The organism is Acidobacteriota bacterium, assembly GCA_016716905.1.
Classification (GTDB): domain Bacteria; phylum Acidobacteriota; class Vicinamibacteria; order Vicinamibacterales; family SCN-69-37; genus SYFT01.
In genome coordinates this window covers 382,887-402,488 of sequence record JADJUS010000003.1, presented here as the reverse complement: position 1 = coordinate 402,488, position 19,602 = coordinate 382,887, and the positions used below count along the sequence as shown (strand labels likewise).

General features: G+C 63.9%; 14 protein-coding genes and 1 pseudogene. 6 read left to right on the top strand and 9 right to left on the bottom strand.

The window, feature by feature from the left end:
- Positions 1-18: 18 nt before the first annotated feature.
- Positions 19-2,697: a pyruvate dehydrogenase (acetyl-transferring), homodimeric type gene (gene aceE / locus IPL75_02045; GenBank protein MBK9239049.1), complete on the bottom strand. Its 2,679-nt coding sequence runs from the start codon at positions 2,695-2,697 to the stop codon at positions 19-21.
- Between the two features lie 122 nt (positions 2,698-2,819).
- Between aceE and IPL75_02040 the strand changes: the two genes are divergently transcribed.
- A complete protein-coding gene (locus tag IPL75_02040) occupies positions 2,820-4,502 on the top strand; it encodes a hypothetical protein (protein MBK9239048.1) in 1,683 nt (560 codons plus the stop codon).
- 120 nt (positions 4,503-4,622) lie between these two features.
- Positions 4,623-5,381 carry an alpha/beta hydrolase gene (locus IPL75_02035; protein ID MBK9239047.1) on the top strand — a complete coding sequence of 253 codons (759 nt, stop codon included), beginning with the start codon at positions 4,623-4,625 and terminating at the stop codon, positions 5,379-5,381.
- A 134-nt stretch (positions 5,382-5,515) separates the two neighbouring features.
- On the opposite strand, the gene hflC is transcribed toward IPL75_02035, so the two are convergent.
- Complete coding sequence (gene hflC / locus IPL75_02030; GenBank protein MBK9239046.1) at positions 5,516-6,439, bottom strand: protease modulator HflC; 924 nt, start codon at positions 6,437-6,439, stop codon at positions 5,516-5,518.
- Positions 6,436-7,489, bottom strand: a pseudogene (hflK, locus tag IPL75_02025) (FtsH protease activity modulator HflK). The gene hflC and the pseudogene hflK overlap by 4 nt, the downstream one beginning before the upstream one ends.
- Here hflK and IPL75_02020 point away from each other — a divergent pair.
- Positions 7,488-8,393: a winged helix DNA-binding domain-containing protein gene (locus IPL75_02020; protein MBK9239045.1), complete on the top strand. Its 906-nt coding sequence runs from the start codon at positions 7,488-7,490 to the stop codon at positions 8,391-8,393. The pseudogene hflK and the gene IPL75_02020 sit on opposite strands and share 2 nt — an antisense overlap.
- Before the next feature lie 144 nt (positions 8,394-8,537).
- Here the strand turns inward: IPL75_02020 and IPL75_02015 are convergent, their stop codons facing one another.
- Complete coding sequence (locus IPL75_02015; protein MBK9239044.1) at positions 8,538-9,887, bottom strand: M20/M25/M40 family metallo-hydrolase; 1,350 nt, start codon at positions 9,885-9,887, stop codon at positions 8,538-8,540.
- A 75-nt stretch (positions 9,888-9,962) separates the two neighbouring features.
- On the opposite strand from IPL75_02015, the gene IPL75_02010 reads away from it, so the two are divergent.
- On the top strand, positions 9,963-10,952 hold the full coding sequence (locus IPL75_02010; GenBank protein ID MBK9239043.1) for a creatininase family protein: 990 nt from the start codon (positions 9,963-9,965) through the stop codon (positions 10,950-10,952).
- A gap of 1 nt (position 10,953) precedes the next feature.
- Here IPL75_02010 and IPL75_02005 read toward each other — a convergent pair whose 3' ends face one another.
- From IPL75_02005 to IPL75_01995, 3 genes are read right to left on the bottom strand one after another with little or no spacing between them, the layout of a single operon-like run.
- On the bottom strand, positions 10,954-12,663 hold the full coding sequence (locus IPL75_02005; GenBank protein ID MBK9239042.1) for a hypothetical protein: 1,710 nt from the start codon (positions 12,661-12,663) through the stop codon (positions 10,954-10,956).
- Entirely contained in the window at positions 12,653-13,807 is a 1,155-nt protein-coding gene (locus IPL75_02000) for a c-type cytochrome (GenBank protein ID MBK9239041.1), read from the bottom strand. The genes IPL75_02005 and IPL75_02000 overlap by 11 nt, the downstream gene beginning before the upstream one ends.
- Positions 13,807-14,607: a glycerophosphodiester phosphodiesterase gene (locus IPL75_01995; protein ID MBK9239040.1), complete on the bottom strand. Its 801-nt coding sequence runs from the start codon at positions 14,605-14,607 to the stop codon at positions 13,807-13,809. The genes IPL75_02000 and IPL75_01995 overlap by 1 nt, the downstream gene beginning before the upstream one ends.
- Positions 14,608-14,638: 31 nt before the next feature.
- Here IPL75_01995 and IPL75_01990 point away from each other — a divergent pair, with 31 nt between their 5' ends.
- A complete protein-coding gene (locus tag IPL75_01990) occupies positions 14,639-16,186 on the top strand; it encodes a sigma 54-interacting transcriptional regulator (protein ID MBK9239039.1) in 1,548 nt (515 codons plus the stop codon).
- Between the two features lie 9 nt (positions 16,187-16,195).
- Complete coding sequence (locus tag IPL75_01985) at positions 16,196-17,434, top strand: VWA domain-containing protein (GenBank protein ID MBK9239038.1); 1,239 nt, start codon at positions 16,196-16,198, stop codon at positions 17,432-17,434.
- A gap of 494 nt (positions 17,435-17,928) precedes the next feature.
- Here IPL75_01985 and ypdA read toward each other — a convergent pair whose 3' ends face one another.
- Positions 17,929-18,963, bottom strand: coding sequence for a YpdA family putative bacillithiol disulfide reductase (gene ypdA, locus IPL75_01980; protein MBK9239037.1), 1,035 nt, complete (start codon positions 18,961-18,963; stop codon positions 17,929-17,931).
- Entirely contained in the window at positions 18,935-19,519 is a 585-nt protein-coding gene (locus tag IPL75_01975; protein MBK9239036.1) for a hypothetical protein, read from the bottom strand. Before IPL75_01975 ends, ypdA begins: the two co-directional genes overlap by 29 nt.
- Positions 19,520-19,602: the final 83 nt, after the last annotated feature.

The window sequence follows — 19,602 nt, the reverse complement described above, 5'->3', positions numbered from 1 at the left end:
CTCGTTGTCCTCGCCTTGTTAGGAAATCGCCGGGTTGGGCTTCTCGGGATTCACACCGAGATCCTTGATGGCCTTGGCCACCACCGCAGCCTCCACCTTGCCCTGCTGCTGCAACGCCGAGAGGGTGGCAATGACGATGTAGCGCGCATCCACTTCGAAGAAGTCGCGCAGTGACGCGCGGTCTTCAGAACGGCCGAAGCCGTCGGTGCCCAGCGTGACGATCGGCCGGCCGGCCCACTGCGAGATCATGCCGGGCTGGCTCTTCAGGTAGTCGGACGCCGCCACAATCACGCCTTCCGTGCCGGCCAGGCACTGGGCGACGTACGGCACGCGGGGCGTCTCAGTCGGATGCAGGCGGTTCCACCGGTCGGCCGCGTGGCCATCGCGGTAGAGCTCGTTGTAACTGGTGGCGCTCCACACATCGGCCGCCACGCCGTACTTCTCGAGCATGCCCTGCGCGGTGATCACCTCGTTGAGGATCGTGCCGCTGCCCAGCAACTGCGCCTTGAGCTTGGCCTTCGTGTTCTTCGATTCACTGAACCGATACAGGCCCTTGATGATGCCGGCCGCAACGTCGGCAGGCGGCGCGGCGGGCATCGCATACTGCTCGTTCATCACGGTGATGTAGTAGAAGGTGTCTTCGCCATCCACATACATCCGCTTGATGCCGTCCTTGATGATCACGGCCAGTTCGTAGGCGAATGCCGGGTCGTACGACCGGCAGGTGGGCACTGACAACGCCAGCACATGGCTCTGGCCGTCCTGGTGCTGCAGGCCTTCGCCGGCAAGCGTGGTGCGTCCTGCGGTACCGCCAAGGATGAAGCCCCTGCAGCGCGCGTCAGCGGCGGCCCAGATGAAGTCGCCGATGCGCTGGAAGCCGAACATCGAATAGAAGATGAAGAACGGAATCGTGTTGACGCCGTGGGCGGCATACGCGGTGCCTGCGGCGATCCACGAGGCAATCGAACCGGCCTCGGTGATGCCCTCTTCCAGGATCTGACCGTCTTTGGCTTCCTTGTAGTAGAGCAGCGTGTCCATGTCCACCGGCTCGTACACCTGACCGGTGCTCGAATAGATGCCGACGGCGCGGAAGAGCGACTCCATGCCGAAGGTGCGCGCCTCGTCGGGGACGATCGGCACAATCAGCTTTCCGATGATCGGGTCCTTCAGCAACTTCGTCAGCATCTTGACGAAGACCATCGTGGTCGAGGCCTTTCGATCGGAGCCCTTGTAGAACTCCTCGAACTCGGCATCAAGCTGCGTCGTCACGGTGGCGTTCAGCAGCCCGGCCTTCACGACACGGCGCGGCACGGCGCCGCCAAGCGCCTTCCTGCGCTCGGCCATGTACTTGATCTCGGCGCTGTCTCCGTCGGGCCGGTAAAACGGCGCGTCGGCGATCTTTTCATCCGAGATCGGAATACCGAAGCGGCCCCGGAAGTGCTTGAGGTCGCCCTCATTCATCTTCTTCTGCTGGTGGGTGATGTTCTTGCCCTCACCGGCTTCGCCCAGGCCATACCCCTTGATGGTGCGCGCGAGCACCACGGTCGGCACACCCTGCGAGTTCACGGCCGCTCGGTAGGCGTTGTACACCTTCACCGGGTCGTGACCGCCCACATGCAACTTCTTCAGGTCGTCGTCTGACAGGTGGCGCACCATCGCCTCAAGGCGCGGGTCGGCGCCCCAGAAGTGCTTGCGCAGGTACGCGCCACCTTCGACAACGTAGCGCTGGTATTCACCGTCAACGATCTCGCCCATGCGCCTGACCAGCAGGCCTTCGGTGTCACGCGCGAGCAATTCGTCCCACTCGGAACCCCAGAGCACCTTGATGACGTTCCACCCGGCGCCACGGAACACGGCCTCCAGTTCCTGGATGATCTGGCCGTTGCCGCGCACGGGGCCGTCGAGGCGCTGCAGGTTGCAGTTGATGACGAAGATGAGGTTGTCGAGCTTTTCCCGCGTGGCGAGTGTGATGGCGCCCAGCGCTTCCGGCTCGTCGGTTTCACCGTCGCCGAGGAACGCCCACACCTTCTGGTTCGAGACGGGCTTGTGGCCGCGATTCTCCAGGTACTTGTTGAACCGGGCCTGGTAGATGGCCATGAGCGGGCCCAGGCCCATCGAGACCGTGGGGTATTCCCAGAAGTCCGGCATCAGCCACGGGTGCGGGTACGACGACAGTCCGCCGCTCTCGCGCATCTCATGGCGGAAGTCGCGAAGGTGCTCTTCGGTCAGGCGGCCTTCAAGGAACGCCCGCGCATAGATACCGGGCGAGGCGTGGCCCTGAAAATAAATGATGTCGGCATCGGCGCCGGCTTCCTTGCCGCGGAAGAAGTGATTAAACGCCACCTCATACAGGGTGGCCGCCGAGGCGTAGGTCGAAATGTGGCCGCCGATGCCATCCGACTCGCGGTTGGCGCGCACGACCATGGCCAGCGCGTTCCACCGGATGACGCTCTTGATGCGGCGCTCGAGTTCGCGGTTGCCCGGGTACGGCACCTGCTCGGTGGATGGGATGGTGTTGATGTACGGGGTATTCGACGAAAAGGGTTCGCGGAAGCCGGCCGCGCGCGCGCGGGTCCGGAGGGCGTCAAGCAACCGGAAGATCCGGCTGCGGTCCCCCGTGCGCAATACGTAATCCAGCGAGTCAATCCACTCGCGCGTTTCAATCGATTCCAAGGCAGACGCGTCTACAGGAGCCATGTTCTTCATCTCTCGTTTGTCCTAAGCCCACTATTGTACTCCTCGCGCGCACCGAGGCAAAAGGCCCCGCCGGCCGCGCTTGTTCATGGCGGCGTCATGCAGATGTGTGCCAAATTAGGCAGATGACCCTGACGCAGAAGGCCTCAGCCCTGCTTGTTTTCATTCCTGTCACATTCACACTGGGTTCGGCCTGCACCGCCGAAGCCCCGCCTACGACGGAGCCTGCCGTGACCGCCTCGCCTCTCGACGCCCAGATTGCCCGCTTCGCCCCTGTCGACATCGGCGTAGACCTTTCGCCGCTGCCGCCGAACGAGCGCGAGGCGGTGACCGCCATGGTGGAGGCGGCCCGGCTCATCGATGGCCTGTTCCTGGAACAGGCGTGGTCGGGCAATGCCAGCACCCTGGTGCGCCTGGCCGCCGACCGGTCCCCCGAAGGCCAGAAGCTGTTGCACTACTTCCTGATCAACAAAGGCCCGTGGTCGCGGCTCGACGAAGATGCGCCGTTTGTACCGGGCGTGGGACCAAAGCCCGACCAGGCCAACTTCTACCCCGCCGACGCCACAAAGGAAGAGGTGGAAAAGTGGATGAACACTCTGCGCGGCGCCGACCGCGACCTGGCCGTCGGGTTCTTCAGCACGATTCGACGCAACGCATCGGGTTCGCTGATGGCCGTGCCCTACAGCGTGGAATACCAGAACACGCTGACTGCGGCGGCCACCCTGCTGCGCAAGGCCGCCTCACTCACCACCCAGCCCACGCTCAAGCGCTTCCTTGAGTTGCGCGCCGACGCGTTCAAGTCCAACGACTACTACGCGTCGGACGTGGCGTGGATGGAACTCGACGCCTCCATAGAGCCCACGATCGGTCCCTACGAAACGTATGAGGACGGCTGGTTCGGTTACAAGGCCGCGTTCGAGGCGTTCATCACGGTGCGCGATGACGCGGAAACGAAGAAGCTGGATGTCTTCGGTGGCGAACTTCAAGGCCTGGAAGACGCGCTCCCCATCGATCCGAAGTACCGCACACCGAAGATTGGCGCGATGGCGCCCATGCGCGTCGTCAACGTGGTGTTCAGCGGCGGCGACGGCAATCGCGGCGTGCAGACGGCTGCGTTCAACCTGCCGAACGACGACCGCGTCATCCGCGAAAAAGGTTCGAAGCGCGTGATGCTCAAGAACACGCAGGAGGCGAAGTTCAAGTACGCCTTGACGCCCATCGCCCAGGTGGCCATGGCCGTCGCTGACAGGCCCAACGTGAAGTTCGACGCCTTCTTCACGCACATCCTCATGCACGAACTGATGCACGGCCTTGGGCCGCACGTCGTGCACGGCACCAACACTCCCGTGCGCGAGGCCCTCAAAGACACGTATTCGGCTCTCGAAGAAGCCAAGGCCGACATCTCCGGCCTCTGGGCGCTTGCGCAACTGGCCGAGAAGGGCACCATTTCTGCGGACATCTCGCGGGCGATGTACACGACGTTTGTCGCCTCCTCGTTCCGCTCGATTCGCTTCGGGTTGACGTCGGCGCACGGCCGAGGCCAGATCCTCCAGTTGAACTACCTGCTCGACCAGGGCGCGGTGATCGTGAATGCCGACGGCACGTTCTCTGTGGTGGACTCCAAGATCCGCCAGGCCGTGGCCAACCTCACGCGCGACATCATGACGATGCAGGCGGTGGGAGACTATGCGGCGGCGCAGGAGATGCTGAAGACGATGGTGGTGGTGCGCCCGCAGGTGCAGGCTGTGCTCGACAAGTTAAAGGGCGTGCCGGTGGACATCGAACCAAGGTTCACCGCTGTCAAGTAATGCGTCTACGACGGATTACAGGGAGATGATGAGGTCAGGAGAATCTTCTTCTTGGAAGAAAAGAAAGTAACTCCCAGTCTCTGTGTCTCCTGTGATCCTGCGTGATCCGTGATCAACAGCGTGACGATCGTAGACAGGGGGCATGGGAACCCGATTGTGTTGGTGCCCAGCCTCCAGGGGCGCTGGGAGTACCTGGAGCCAGCGGTCGATGCGCTCACACGGTCGCACCGGGTCATCACGTTTTCCTTGCGTGATGAACAGGGCGGTCTTGATGGTCTGGTCGCGCAGGTTGAAGCGGCGCTGGACGATCGCGAAATCACGCGGGCCACGATCTGCGGCGTCTCGTTCGGCGGCCGCATCGCGCTGCGTTTCGCCGCGCGCCGGCCGGAACGCACTGAGGCGCTCGTGCTGGTGTCGGCTCCCGGCCCCGGGTGGCACCTGAGGCCCTCACACCGGTGGGCCGCGCGCCATCCCCTGCTGGCCGCGCCGGCCTTCTTCTCAATCATGGGCGCGCGGCTCTGGTCGGAGTTGGCGGTGGCGATTCCAGACCGACGGCAGCGGCGAGACTTTGTGATGCGACAGGCCCGGCAGCTTTGTCGGGCGCCGCTGTCACCCACGCGAATGGCGGCGCGCGCCGCGCTCATCGACGGGCTGGACATCGCCGACGAGTGCGCCGCCGTGTCCGCGCCCACGCTCATCATCTCGGGCGAAGCCCATTTGGATCACGTCGTCCCTGCAGGCGGCGCGGCCGACTTCGCGCGCCTCATCCCGGGGTCACGCAGCGTCACGCTGGCACACACCGGGCACCTGGGCTGCATCACGCGGCCACAGGCCTTCGCGGAAATCGTGGACGCGTTCCTGGCCGCGCTTGGCGCATAACTGATCACGACGGATCACAAGAGACGCAGAGACTCAGAGGCTGGGTTTTCGCAGGGCTGCGTGCCGGACCGCGGCCGCGCCAGATTCAGCGGCAATCCTCCGTGTCTCGGCGTCTCCTGTAATGCGTCGTGAGACTATCGCGGCGAGCGAAGGTATCTCAGCAGATCGCTGTCGGTGCCCAGGACGAAGTAGGTCTTGCCGTCGATCACGCGCTCGTAGGTCTCGAGCGATTTGAAGAACGCGTAGAACTCCGCGTCTCGGCCGTAGGCCTCGGCGTAGATCGCCGTCGCCTCGGCGTCGGCCTTGCCGCGCAGTTCCTGGGCCAGGCGGTAGGCCTCAGACTGGATGCGCTGCAGGTCGCGCTGACGTTCGCCCTGGATGCGCGCGGCCTCGCCTTCACCCTCTGACCGGAAGCGCTCCGCGATCCGCCGCCGCTCGGCGATCATGCGCGCGTAGACGTCCTTGGCCACTTCGTCCACGTAGTTAATGCGCTTCAGGCGAATGTCGAGCACCTCTATGCCGAGGTCGAGCGTTCGCGCGCGCGCGGCTTCCAGGATGCTGGCGGCAATCGCCCGGCGGCCCTTCGAGATCTGCTCAAGGACAATGCGTTCCTCTTCGCTCTCGATTGGGATGCTGTCGGCGGGCCGGTTGCTGCTGCGCACCAGTTCAATCAGGTCGTAGCTGGCAACGGCGTTGCGCGTTTCGCCGTCCAGGATATCGTCGAGGCGCGACTGCGCCCCGCGCTCGTCCCGCAGGCGCTGAAAGAACTTCAGCGGATCGGTAATCCGCCACCGTGCGTACATGTCCACCCAGATGAAGCGCTTGTCCTTGGTGGGCATCTGATTCGGGCTGCCATCCCACTCGAGGAAACGCTTCTCGAATACGTTTGCTTGCTGCACGAACGGAATCTTGAAGTGAATCCCCGGCTGACTGATGGGATTCCCGCGAGGCTCACCAAACTGCGTGATGATGACCTGCTCGGTCTCGCTGACCGTGTACGTGGACGACGACACCAGGATCAGGGCGAGCAGCGCGACGGCGCCTTTGGCGATGGTCATCGGCCACCTCCTGCCTTCGGATCGGTCACGCCAAGAAGCCCCTTGATGCTGTCGATCGGCAGCGGAATGACGGTGCCGGTGCCCTTGTCCATGAAGACCTTGGCGCCCAATTGCGGCAGCACGCGCTGCATCGTCTCCAGATACAACCGCCGTCGCGTGACTTCAGGCGCCTTTCGATAGGCCTCGTACACCGACTTGAACCGCGACGCATCGCCCCGCGCACCGTTGACGCGCTCAAGCGCGTACCCTTCCGCCTGAAGCACGGCCTGCTCGGCCTCGCCCTTGGCGCGCGGCACGACTTTGTTGTATTCGGCACGCGCCTCGTTGATCAGGCGATCGCGCTGCTGCTGCGCCTGGTTCACTTCATCCCAGGAGGGCTTCACGGGATCGGGAGGCGTCACATCCTGCAGCACGATCTGCTCGATGACGATGCCCATTTCGTATTGGTTGACCATCTCCTGCAGAAGTCGCTCCGGACGTGGTCGCGATTTCCTGTCGGCCGACGGTGAGGACTTCTGTGACCGTACGATCGCCCACCACTTCGCGCATGACCGCCTGACTCATGCTCCGAAACGTATCGGTGAGGCTGCGAAGCTTGAAGAGGTAGCTGTAGGGATCGGTCACGCGATACTGGACGACCCATTCAACGACAGCCACGTTGAGGTCGCCGGTCAGCATCACCGACTCGCCCCTGAAATCCTCGGTCGAGAACGTCGACCGGATCCCTGGCGTCGTCGTGCGGAAGCCAAATTCTTCCTTGAGTTGGCGCTGCACTGGCACGCGCAGCACCTGCTCCACAAACGGCATTTTGAAGTGGAGCCCGGGCTCTGTGGTACGAACCGCCCGGCCGAAACGCAGCACCAGGCCGACTTCTTCGGGTTTGATCTGGAACGCCGTGCTGGTCACCGTGATGATCGCCAGCACCGTAACGATCCCCAGCTTCAGGAAGCGCGTCGTGGCCCACCCTGGTCGCGGTATGCGACCGGCTTCACGAAAGTCAGGCACCCAATCCAGTGGCCCCCGGGGCGGCAGGTCGTCATCGTTGTTCATGAAAGATCCTCTGGCGGCGTCAGGGTATCAGAGTTACCTGACGAGGATCACGCGTGGCACAATTGTCGACCGTGCCTTCCCCCGCAGTTTCCCCCTTCCTGAGGAAATTGAAGACTACCGTGATGCTCAGTGGCGACGCGAGGGCACGCGGCAAGTGGAGACGGCGCCGGATGCCGAACGTTTTGTGGAACGGGTTGGCTTTGCGGCGTGCCTGACCGACTCGCGCCGGCCGGGGCCGTCACTCTACGTCGCCGTGTGTGGCAGGCGCGACGCCGTGATGCCCCGCAACGTGCAGACCGACCCCGAGGCGTCACTCACGTGGCAATTGAAAGACGAAGTGCTGCGGCGCGGCAAGGTGTACTACGGCAAGATGGCGCGCGGAAAAGCGATGTTCATCGCGCCCCGGCTGATTCCCGCGTTTTGGGCGATCTGGGGCGTACCTGAAAAAGGAGAACGGCGCCGCCTGAGTGCCAACGCGCAGGCCGTCCTCAAGGTCCTGCGCCACGAATGGGAGATGAGTTCGATTGACCTGCGCCAGGAGTCGGGCGTGCACGATCGGCCGTCATTTCAGAAGGCGTTGGACGAACTGCAAGCGGCGATGCTCGTGGTACCGAGCGAGGTCGTCTACCGGCCGAAGTTCACCTACATCTGGACACTGGCGATCGGGCGCTTTCCCGACCAATTGACGCAGCCCATGCCCAGGGAGGCCGCGCTCCGTGAAATCGCCCGCGCGTTCCTGCAGGGCGCCGGTATGACGACGCGAGGTGAACTGGCGCGAGTCACCGGCCTCTCGCGCGCAGACGCTGGATTGGGTAACCGCGCGCTCGTCGCGGAAGGAGTCGCGACAACGCTTGCGACTGGCGTCTACCAGATCAACAACATCGTCACCCACGAAGGATCATAAAAACCCTTACCCCACGAAGGATCATAGGAGGCGCCGAGACGCAGAGTTCTTTGGGGAAAACCAATGCCATGGTTCCTTCTTAAGAACCAAGAAGAGCCTCTGTGCCTCTGCGCCTCCGTGTAATCCGTCGTGAACGTCGTGACGCTATTTGGCGGTCTTGACTCCCGCCAGCCGCGCAACGCCTGAAAGTGTCACTTGCGCGGCGTTGAGACCGAGCAGGAAGTCCTTGTCGGAGAACGTCGCGAACAGGTCAGTCGGCTGGTGCCAGTGGGGGTTCCAGCCGGCGCCGGTCTGCATGCCGCGCTCGTTCTCGCGCAGGCTGATCGCCGGCACCAGATCCATGAAGGGCGTGGAATCGGTGTTGGTCATGTGCGGCCCCACTGTCGCCGGGTAGTGCGTGGTGTACGCGTCGGCGGCCGCCTTGAGCGCAAACGCCAGCTTCATCGACTGGTCGACCATCTTCGAATTGGACTGGAACTCGATGTTCACGTCGGCCTCGGGGCGCTGCTCGGAGCTGACCGTGCCGTCGGCGCGCGGCATCCCGTGGTCCCACATCATCATGTCGTGCTGGATCATCCCGAGCCACTTCGGCTCCGGATACTTGCCAGATCCAGCCGGGCTCTCGAGGCCCTGCAACTTCTCGCGCTGTTCCACGTACGCACGCGCGCCGTTGAGGCCGCTCTCTTCGTTGTTCCAGAGCGCGAAGCGGATGGACACGTCGCTGGTCACACCCGGCATGTGAAGGATGCGCGCGATTTCCATCACCAACGCCGTCCCCGACCCATCATCATTCACCGCTTCACCCTTGCCGAGGCCGTCCATGTGGGCGCCAATGATGTACATCTCCTGGGGACGCGTGGTGCCAATCTTGGTGCAGAAGACCTGCTGGCGTTCACCAGGCACGCTCGGTTCGGCGTTCAGCGCGCGGAGCGCCTCATTGGGTTGCGAGTCGAGATTGCTGTTCACGCCCGTGCGACCGCGGAATCCGTACTGAGTGGACCCGCCCTCGCGACCGCGGCGCACCCACTCGGCGGAACCCGGCGCTGGCGGCGTTGCGGCGGCGCCTCGCCCACCCTGGCGAGCGGCGCCCTGCCCCCCACCGGCGGCCTGCCCCGCGCCAGCAGCCTGCCCCGCGCCGGCAGCGCGCCCGGCTGCGGCCTGTCCACCGCCGCCGCCACGTGCCGCGGGTGCGTAGGTGTACGTGATGCGCTCCGTGTTGGTGCAGCCGTAACTCTTGAGCTGCGCCTCGATCCAATCGACCGCATCGCGGTTGCGCTTGGTGCCTTGCTGGCGGTCGCCGAACTGCGCCAATCCCTTGAGCGTTGCTTTGTACCGCTCCAGTTCGAGGTGTCCCACGAGTTCACGGATGGGATCCGGCGCCGCTTGGCCTTGCCCTGAGCCTGCCGAAGGGGCCGCGCCACCCGCGGGTGCCTGCCCGGCGCCCTGGAGTTCAGGTGCAGAACTGGTGAAGACGGGCAAGCCGGTGGCGAGCATGCCGACGGCTGCAAAGGTCAATAGGGTATGTTTCATGGCGGGGCCAGTTTATCGCAAAGCCAAATGGGGGTGACTATGCGTTTTGGAGTCGTCGTGTGTGCGCTTTCTCTATCGATCTTCGCGTCTCCCGCCAGTGCGCAGGTGCTGAAACTAGCCGAGCTGAACAGCGCTCAATTGCAGGCGCTCGACAAAACGAAGACAGTGGTCCTTCTGACCGGCGGCATGCTTGAAGAACACGGCCCCTTCCTCCCTGCGTATACCGACGGCATCCTCAGCGAGCGCTTGACGCAGGCGATCGCCCAGTCCGTCATCGCGAACAAACCCGGATGGTCGGTGCTCCTCTTCCCGCAGATTCCGATCGGCGCGAGTGGATCGAACGAAATCGGCGGCCGCTTCAGTTTCCCTGGCACATATGCGGTCCGCCCCTCGACATTGCGCGGGATGTTCATGGACCTGGCATCCGAACTCGGTGAACAGGGATTCCGATGGATCATGGTGGTGCACGTCCATGGATCGCCGCTGCACATTCGTGCGATCGACGATGCCGGCGACTTTTTTCATGACACCTACGGCGGCAGGATGGTCAATCTGTGGGACCTGGTGCCGGTAATCAGCGGGTGGGGCAACGCCATGGGATCGATGACCGACGCGGAAAAGCGGGAAGACGGCCGCTCACTGCATGCCGGCATGGACGAACACAGCCTCATGCTCCATCTGCGTCCCGAACTCGTGGCGCCGGGTTACAAAACCGCGACAGCCGTCACCGGCCAGACGTTGGAGGAAGCGATCGGCGTCGCTCGCCGGCCCGAGTGGCCCGGCTACCTCGGGTCGCCGCGGTTGGCCACAGCCGCGTTCGGCGAACAGATCTGGAACGCCTTCGCCGCCGCCGCAAGCGCCCAGACGCTGAACATCCTCGGCGGTGCAGACCCAGCGACCATCACACGATACGTGGACCTGCTGGAAAAGAACCCCGTCTACCAGAAGGAATGGATCGGGCCGGCAAACGCCCGCGACGCCGCGATGGACGCGAAGCAACGCGAGTGGTTGAAGCGGAAGGGCCGATAGGCTACCTGACCGCGGCCGAGCCTTTGGCCAACACGATGCCGGACTCATTGGCCATCGAATCCCAGTAGCCAATAAAGCGCTTCGGCTCCGGTGCATCGTAGTTGCGGAAGTTCACGGCCCAGCGGTACCCGATGGGCTGGTACCACAGCTCGGCGGTGACCGTCAGTGGCCCCTGCGCGTTCTCAAGGGCCACGCGATAGGTCACGCGATCGCGGCCATCGCCGAAATCCGTATCCGTGGCGGCGGCGCCATGGACGGCGACGTCAGCCGTCGCGGTCGCCTTGTTCATCCCACGAGGCAGCAGGCGATTGTCCTTCACGTAACGCGCGCCCGACAGCAGGCCCGTGGTCACACGGCCCGCCGGGTCCACCATCATCGACTCATAGACCTGCACCTGATCGGCCTGGGTGATCTCGGCGTAGTGCGGCTCGAATTTCGTCGCATCGGCATCGTTGTCGTTGCCGGCGATGCGGCCTTCGGATGAGAATGCGCCCGACTCAAAGACCACGCGTCCACCGGCATCCTTCACCACGACATGGAGCCACGCCCGGCGCGAGGGATAGGCAGTGGGCAACTTGTGCCCCGCCAGATTCTGCACATCAACATCGATCGACAGACCGGCGGAGGTACGTTCGGCGCGTGTCACCGACACGCGCGCGGTGTCTTCCTGCAGGTGCCTCAGCGTGCGCGCCACGGCCGCATCCATCTCGCGCGGCGTTGCTCGCACGCCCAGGTCCGTTCGATAGCGGTTGAGCATCTTCATCATGAAGAAGTTGCCGCCCAGGAACGTGTGCCGTGACACCCCCGCCCGCGGCTGGCCCAGAATCTGGGTCAGCGGTACCTCGCCTTCGACCACCGGCATGTGGCACGACTGGCAACTCTGCGTGTCCTTGTACGCACTCTGCTGCCATTCGAGGTACGGCGTCTGCTCCGGCAACTTCACATCGGTCGCGCCGGTCGCCAGCGAGTGCGTGAAGAGCGTGTGGCACGTGGCGCACACTTCGGACTGCTGGATGTGTGTGGACTGCGCCGGCTGGAAGGTCGACGATGACTGCATCACACGGGTGCGCCCGGTATCGATCTGGAATGGCCCAAAGAGGCGTCGGGTGCCTGGCGCGGCGGCCACGTCGATGACGTAGCCACCCGTAAAGCTCGCCGGAGTGCCCAGCCCGGCCGGCTGGATTTGATGGCACACCGTGCAGGACACGCCGTCTGCGGCCAGGGCGTTGTCGGGATCGTCCGGGCGGCCCAGCGGCAAGTGATCAAAGATGCGCCCCTTGCGTCCCGCCGCTCGGTCCGGGAACGTCGTCATCGGCATGTGGCAGATCGAGCACTCGTTTTCGATGTCGGCGGCCGACGCCGGGTGATCCATCACCTCTCGCCGCACCGCAGCCATCCAATACGGATCGCGTGCGGAGTTGGCCATCATCGAGGCGCGCCAGTCGGTGAAGATCGACACGTCTTCACCCGCCGGCGTCACCACGTTGTTGTGGCAGACGCTGCACGTATCGGCCGCGACGAAAAGTCCAGCCGCAGTGATGTGGGGATTCGCCTGGGCGGAATTCGAAAACGACCTCAGAGGTCTTACCTGAGACGACGAAGGACCTCTGAGGTCGTTTTCGGTTCCCACGCTCGACGTCTTTTCCGCACTCACCACCAGCGTCGTAGCCCAGAGGGCGATGCTCGCGCAGGCCGCAACCTTACCAACCATCGCGCAATCCCCCATCAAACCAATCCCACAGGAAATACATGACCACGCTCGAACTGCGGTGGCCGCGACCGGTCAGCGGTGTGCGCCACCCGATGTTGAACCGCACATGCTGCCGGGTATTCAGCGTGACCTGGAACTGCGGCACGATGTCCCAATCGATCGTCGCGCCAGACTCAAGTTCGCGCGCAGCAAGCACTTCGACCATCGGAGACCAGGCGCGACCAAACGGGCCGTTCTGGGTGAAGGTCTTGCCCACTGTTGCGCGCCAGAACGCTTCGCGCCCGGCCTTCTGTGTATCGACCGGAAGTTCCACGCCGCCCTGAAACTGGAAGAATCCGTCGGAGGGCAGCAACTTCCCGAGTGTCACGAACGACTCAAACACCGTGGTGTCCTTCGACAGGCCGTCCGCGGTGTCTCCGGTCGGCAGAATCACCTCGCCTGAGAGCGAGAAAATGTACCCCCGGTCCAGACTGTGAGCCAGGGCGCGCTTGAAGCCCAATGCCAGGTCACCGGCGCCACCCACCCACGACCCACCACTCCTGGAAGCCGCGAAGGGGACCTTGATCTCGATCTGGTTGCGGGGTCCGAATCGCTTCTCGTACACGAACGTGGTTGACGCACTCGCCGGGCCACGCCCAAACGCCGTCGTCATGATCCATTCATCTTCGGGGAACGCCTTTTCAGTGAACAGCGCCTTGGGCAGGTTCAACTCACCTCGGGGCCATTCCGGCACTTCACAAAACGTCTTGACGTGCCCAATGATCTTGTACAGGTCCGCTTCGCTGAAGGCGCCGCCAAACGCCGGCATGTGGTTTGAGAAGCCGCGCGCCGGTCCACCTTCGTGCGCCACCGTGACCCAATCGGCATTGGCTTCGCGCGGCGCAAACTGGCAGTCGGTGAAATCGGGCGTCGGCACATCGAAGCCGAGCGCGCCGGCCTCTTTCCCCTTGCCGTCGAGTCCGTGACACGCGGAACAGGCCTGCGCGAACAACTCGGCGCCGGTCTTCCCGGTTGTGTCCACGGTGCCCCTCGTGACCTGCGCTTCGGGAGAGGCCTGGGTTATCGCAAATGCCGCGACGAACACGGCGACGCTCAGGTATTGCAGCCGGCGAATCATCGAGAAGAGCATATCGCGACGGCGCACTATCGAGAAAGTCTCCGGGCGTTTGCCTGTCGGACCGCGTGCACCGCCAGGTCGGGACGATCACTGATGACACCCGACACACCCCAATCAATGACCATCTGAATGTCCTCTGGCTGATCGACGATCCACGAATGGACGGGTATCCCTGCCTGTCGAGCCAATCGGACAAGCGCCTCGGTCAGGACCCGCTCGCCCCTGAACACAAACGGCACCTGCAGCACGGCATACCCGGTCAGGAGCGGCTCCATCGAGTGAGCCGTGCGCGACAGTGCCGCCTGCACTTCACCACGCGACGCGCTCGTTGGCAGATGCGGCGCCACCTGGCGCACATGCCTGAGCACGCCATCGTCAAATCCCGCCACCACCACCCGGTCATCCGCATCGCACTCGCGGATCACGGCAAGGGCGCGGTCGGCCACTTCGATCCGCTCGCCTTTTATCTCTACGAGAAACGGAAGGGTGGAATATCTCCTCAGGAGAAATCGGAGCGTCGGAATGCCGATGCCCTGGCCCCGATACGGCCATCCCTGATCGGCGCCGAACCGCGCACCGGCATCCACTCGCGCGAGCGCGTCAGCCGTGAAGTCTTCAACCGCGCCGGTCGCGTCGGTCGTGCGATCCAGCGTGGAGTCGTGGAGAACCACGGCTTCACCGTCGCGTGAAAGGTGAATGTCACACTCGAGCCAGTCGGCGCCGAGGGCCACGCCATGGTCAAACGCCGGAACGGTATTCTCCGGGCGCAGGGCGGACCCGCCGCGGTGGGCGACGGCGACGACATGATTGAGTGATAGCAGGGACACGTCAGAACGTCCAAGGCACTATAGTCAGCATATGCCTTCTTCCACTACTCTGCCGGCCACGCTCGGGGAACTCCGGCGCGCCATCACCTCGGGCGCACGACCGCACGTATCCGTCAAAGACGAACTGCGGTCCAACCTCATCGCGCGGCTGCGCAGCGGCCAGCCGCTGTTTCCCGGCGTCATCGGGTACGACGACACTGTCGTGCCCCAGATGGTCAACGCGATTTTGTCGAAGCACAACTTCATTCTGCTCGGCCTGCGCGGGCAGGCGAAGACGCGGCTGCTTCGCGCGCTCACCTCGCTGCTCGATTCGCACTCGGCCGTAGTGCCCGGCTGCGAGATCCATGACGACCCGCTGGCGCCCATCTGCGGACCGTGCCAGGCGCGCGTAGCCGCTGAAGGAGACGCCATGCCGATTGGCTGGCGCACCGCCGAACGGCGGTACGTCGAAAAGCTCGCCACCCCGGACGTCACGATCGCCGACCTCATCGGCGACGTAGACCCCATCAAGGCCGCCAGATCGGGCTTTGAATTGGGTGATGCCCGGACCATGCACTTCGGGCTGTTGCCACGAGCCAACCGCGGCATCTTCGCCATCAATGAACTGCCCGATCTTGCCAGCAAGGTGCAGGTGGGCCTGTTCAACATCCTTCAGGAAGGCGACGTCCAGATTAAGGGCTACCCTGTCCGTCTGCCCCTGGATGTGCTCCTGGTCTTTTCGGCGAACCCCGAGGACTACACCGCCCGCGGCAAGATCATCACGCCCCTCAAGGATCGCATCGGCTCAGAGATCCGGACGCACTATCCGCGGACGCGCGTCGACGCCATTGCGATCACCGCGCAGGAAGCCTGGACCGATCGCCCGGCCGACGTCCAGATCGACGTCCCGGCCTACGTGCGCGAGGTCGTCGAAGAAATCGCGTTTCAAGCGCGGCTGGACTCGAAGGTCGACCGCCGGTCCGGCGTCAGTCAACGGCTTTCGATCACCGCCCTGGAAAACGTCGTCTCGAACGCCGAGCGGCGCGCGGCACTGTCTGCAGAACCTGTCGTGGTGCCCCGTGTCAGCGACATCTACGCTTCGCTCCCAGCCCTGACGGGCAAGATCGAACTGGAATACGAAGGCGAGCTCAAGGGTCCCGAGATCGTGGCTCGGGAACTCGTGCGGTCTGCTGTGGCCAACGTGTTTGACGGTTACACATCACGCGCCAATCTGAAACCAGTCATCGCCTGGTTCGACCAGGGTGGCACCGTGGATTCGTCAGACACGACCCCGTCGGATGAACTGCTTGCGGCCACCGCACCCATCGAGGGATTCAGCGACCTGCTCGAACGCATGGGCGTGCAGGCCGGCGCCTCCGCCCCCGGGCAGGCCTCGCTTGCCGACTTCGTGCTCGAAGGCCTCTGCTCGATGAAGAAGATCAGCCGCACCGAAGACGGAAAGATCGAGGGCTCCCCGCACGAGCGAAAGTCTCGTCATCGCGGCGACAGCCCGCAGGCCGACATCCGCGCGATGCTCGAGGATGAGGAAGACGAGCCCGGCCCGCCGGGATCAAAGGGGCGCAAGAAATACTACAACTGATCGACCCTGATGAAATACCGCTACACCAAGTACATCGAAGAACTGCTCGACGGCCTCGATATGGAGGCGCTCGTCTCGCGCCTGTCTGATCTGCTCCTTTCGAGCGGCTTCAACAATCCGTGGGATCCGCAGAGCGAGGGCGACCAGTCGATGCAGGCGCTGCACGACGCCGTGCTCGACGCGCTCCTCAATGGCGGCGTCATGTCCGACGAGATGCTGCAACGCCTGATGCGCGAGCCATCTGACGACGACGCTCGGGCGAGGATTGAGGAGATGGTGCAGAAGGTCATTGAACAACTGACCGATCAGGGGTTCGTATCCACGACCGGAACGCCGCCGTCGGGCCAGGAGGCACCAGGTTCGGTTGGTGCGGGCGCGAGTCCGGAGGGCGAAGCGCGGTTCGAGGTCACCGACAAGGCACTGGACTTTCTCGGCTACCGGGCTCTGCGTGACTTGCTCGGTTCAATGGGCCGCAGCAGCGTGGGCGGCCACGATACCCGCGAACTGTCCACCGGCATCGAAGCTGGCGGACCGCCGCGGCCGTACGAATTTGGCGACACGATGAACCTCGACGCCTCGGCCACCATCCTCAACGCCGTGCGGCGCGGAGCCGGCCTGGATGTCGATCACGAAGACCTGATGGTGACGCAGGGCGACTACCAAAGTTCGTGCGCCACGGTGTTGCTGCTCGACTGCAGCCACAGCATGGTGCTGTACGGCGAAGACCGTTTCACGCCGGCCAAACGCGTGGCGCTGGCACTGACAAACCTCATCAAGCACCAGTACCCCGGCGACTCACTCAACGTCGTCCTCTTTCACGACTCGGCTGAAGAGGTGCCGCTCGCGCACCTGGGCCGCGTTCGGGTGGGGCCGTATTACACCAACACCCGCGAAGGCCTGCGCCTGGCTCGCCGCATTCTCGAACGGCAGCGCAAGGACATGCGGCAGATCATCATGATCACCGACGGCAAGCCGTCAGCGATCAGCCTGCCCGACGGCCGCATTTACAAAAACGCGTTTGGCCTGGACCCGTATGTACTGCGCGAAACGTTCGCGGAGGTGGCCGCGTGCCGCCGCGCCGGCATCCTCATCAACACCTTCATGCTGGCGCGCGACTACGACCTGGTCGCGTTCGTTCGCCGCGTGGCCCGCATCTGCCACGGCAAGGCGTATTTCACGACGCCGCAGACGTTAGGACAGTACGTGTTGCACGATTATCTGACGAAAAAGACCCGTAACGTGCACTGACGCGCTCGCTGCGGCGCTCACATTGAGAGTTGAGGATGGAGCGATTGAGGATCGGGATGGAACGGATTGCTGATCTTCGGATTGACGATGGCAATTGTCCTGGATTGCTCGATCGCTGGATGGTGGAATGGTGGGATTTCGCGATTGCGGGATTGGATAGGAGGATTGAGGATGGGACTGGCGGATTGACAGGTGATGCGGCGCGACAGGCCATCCGCAATCAGCACCCTTTCCGTGAGAGCCCCCCCCCCCCCCCCCCCCCCCCCCCCCCCCCCCCCCCCCCCCCCCCCCCCCCCCCCCCCCCCCCATCCCCGGATTGCGAATAGGCCGTGATCGCTGATCGCTGATGGCGCGATGGGCAATCCCGCAATCACCATCCCGCAATCGCGAGATCCCTCAATCCCACAATCGAGCGATCGCGCAATCCCGGACAATTCCCATCATCAATCCCACATCAGCGATCCGTTCCATCCCGATCCTCAATCGCTCAATCCTCAACCCTCAATTTTTCCTGCCGTCCCGGCGCTCACCCGCCGGGCGATGGTCTGCACAACCGCCTCGCCGTGGAATCGTCCGTTTTCGATGAAGATCTTGCCGCTTTGTTTGCCGGCGACGCAGGCGCCGATCACGAAGAGGTTCGGCACCGTCGTCTCGAACGTCGCTTCGTCAAACACCGGGGCGTAGATGGGCTCGTCCACGGCCGCGCCAACTGACCGCAGCAACGCGGTGTCCGCGCGATAGCCGGTCATCAGATACACCTGATCCGCCGGGATCTGCTGGCGGCCAGCCGGCCCGGACACGACGACGTGCTCGGCGGTGATTTCCGTTACAGACGACGAGAAGTGGGCGCGGATGGAGCCTTCCTTGATGCGATTGTCGATGTCCGGCTTGACCCAGTACTTGATCGAATCGCCCATACCCTCTCCACGATGGACGATCGTGACGCGCGCGCCGGCGCGGTACAACTCAAGCGCCGCTTCGGCCGCCGAGTTCTTGCCGCCGACCACGACCACCTCGCGGCGGAATCCGGCGTGCGGCTCGCGGAAGAAGTGCGAGACGTGTGGCAAGTCCTCGCCAGGCACTCCGAGTGGGTTAGGAATGTCATAGGCGCCGGTGGCGAGCACAACGAACCGCGCCTGGCGGACCACCTCGCCATGATGGCGGGTGCGGGACGTCACGGCGAACAGCCCGTCGCCGTCGCGGGTCAGTCCCGTGACGGGTTCCTCAAAACGCACGTCGAGCTTGTAGGTGTCGGTCACGCGGCGGTAGTACCGCAGCGCTTCCTGCCGCGTGGGCTTTTCGTGAGGGCTCACAAACGGGAGCCCGCCGATCTCCATCAGTTCGGGCGTGGTGAAAAACACCATGGCCGGCGGGTAGTGCACCAGCGAGTTGACCAGCGCGCCTTTCTCGAGCACGACGTGCGTGAGGCCTCGCTGCCCTGCGGCAATGGCCGCCGCCAGGCCCGCGGGGCCGGCGCCGATGATGATGAGGTCGAGGACGTTACTTGCGGGTGTACTCAATGCGGAAATTACTCCCAACAGCCACCGGACGACCCGAGGACTTGAACACGCCCTGCTCACCGAGCGACGTGATTTCCAGGCTGACGCCGACCACCGCGATCGCGGTCACTGACTCGGCCAGTTGCAGTGTGATCGACTCGGCACGCCCCGGCACGACAGCGATCGCGCCTCCGGGGCCAATGCCGCCTGCCACGCGGTCGAAAATGTCGACTTCAGTCCGCAGCTCGCGCGACACGGCGGCCTTCGAGATCTCGGTGCCGGCCTGATCGAGCACGGCCACCACGGCCGTGTGCTTGGCGTACATCTGGGGACCGGCGGCACCCGCTGGAGGCGGCGTGTACCGGTTGTGAAGATCGAACATAAGGGTGGTCGTGCCTGTGTGCGGCGGGACGGTCATCATGACGCCGTCCCTGGCACTTGTGCTGACCACCACGTCGCAGAACTTCCTGCGGCTCTTGAGTCCGACGCCAAGGTCGGTGGCGCAGGAAAATGCGGTGGTGACGTCAGGCAGCGGCAGCCAAGCCAGTGCCGCGATCGCGACAACTCCGCCGAACACTTTGACCATTGTTTGAGTATAGACGCCAGTCCGAACATTTCGCCATTTCGGACATTTCGGCCATTTCCCCATTACAAAAAAAACGGGCGGTG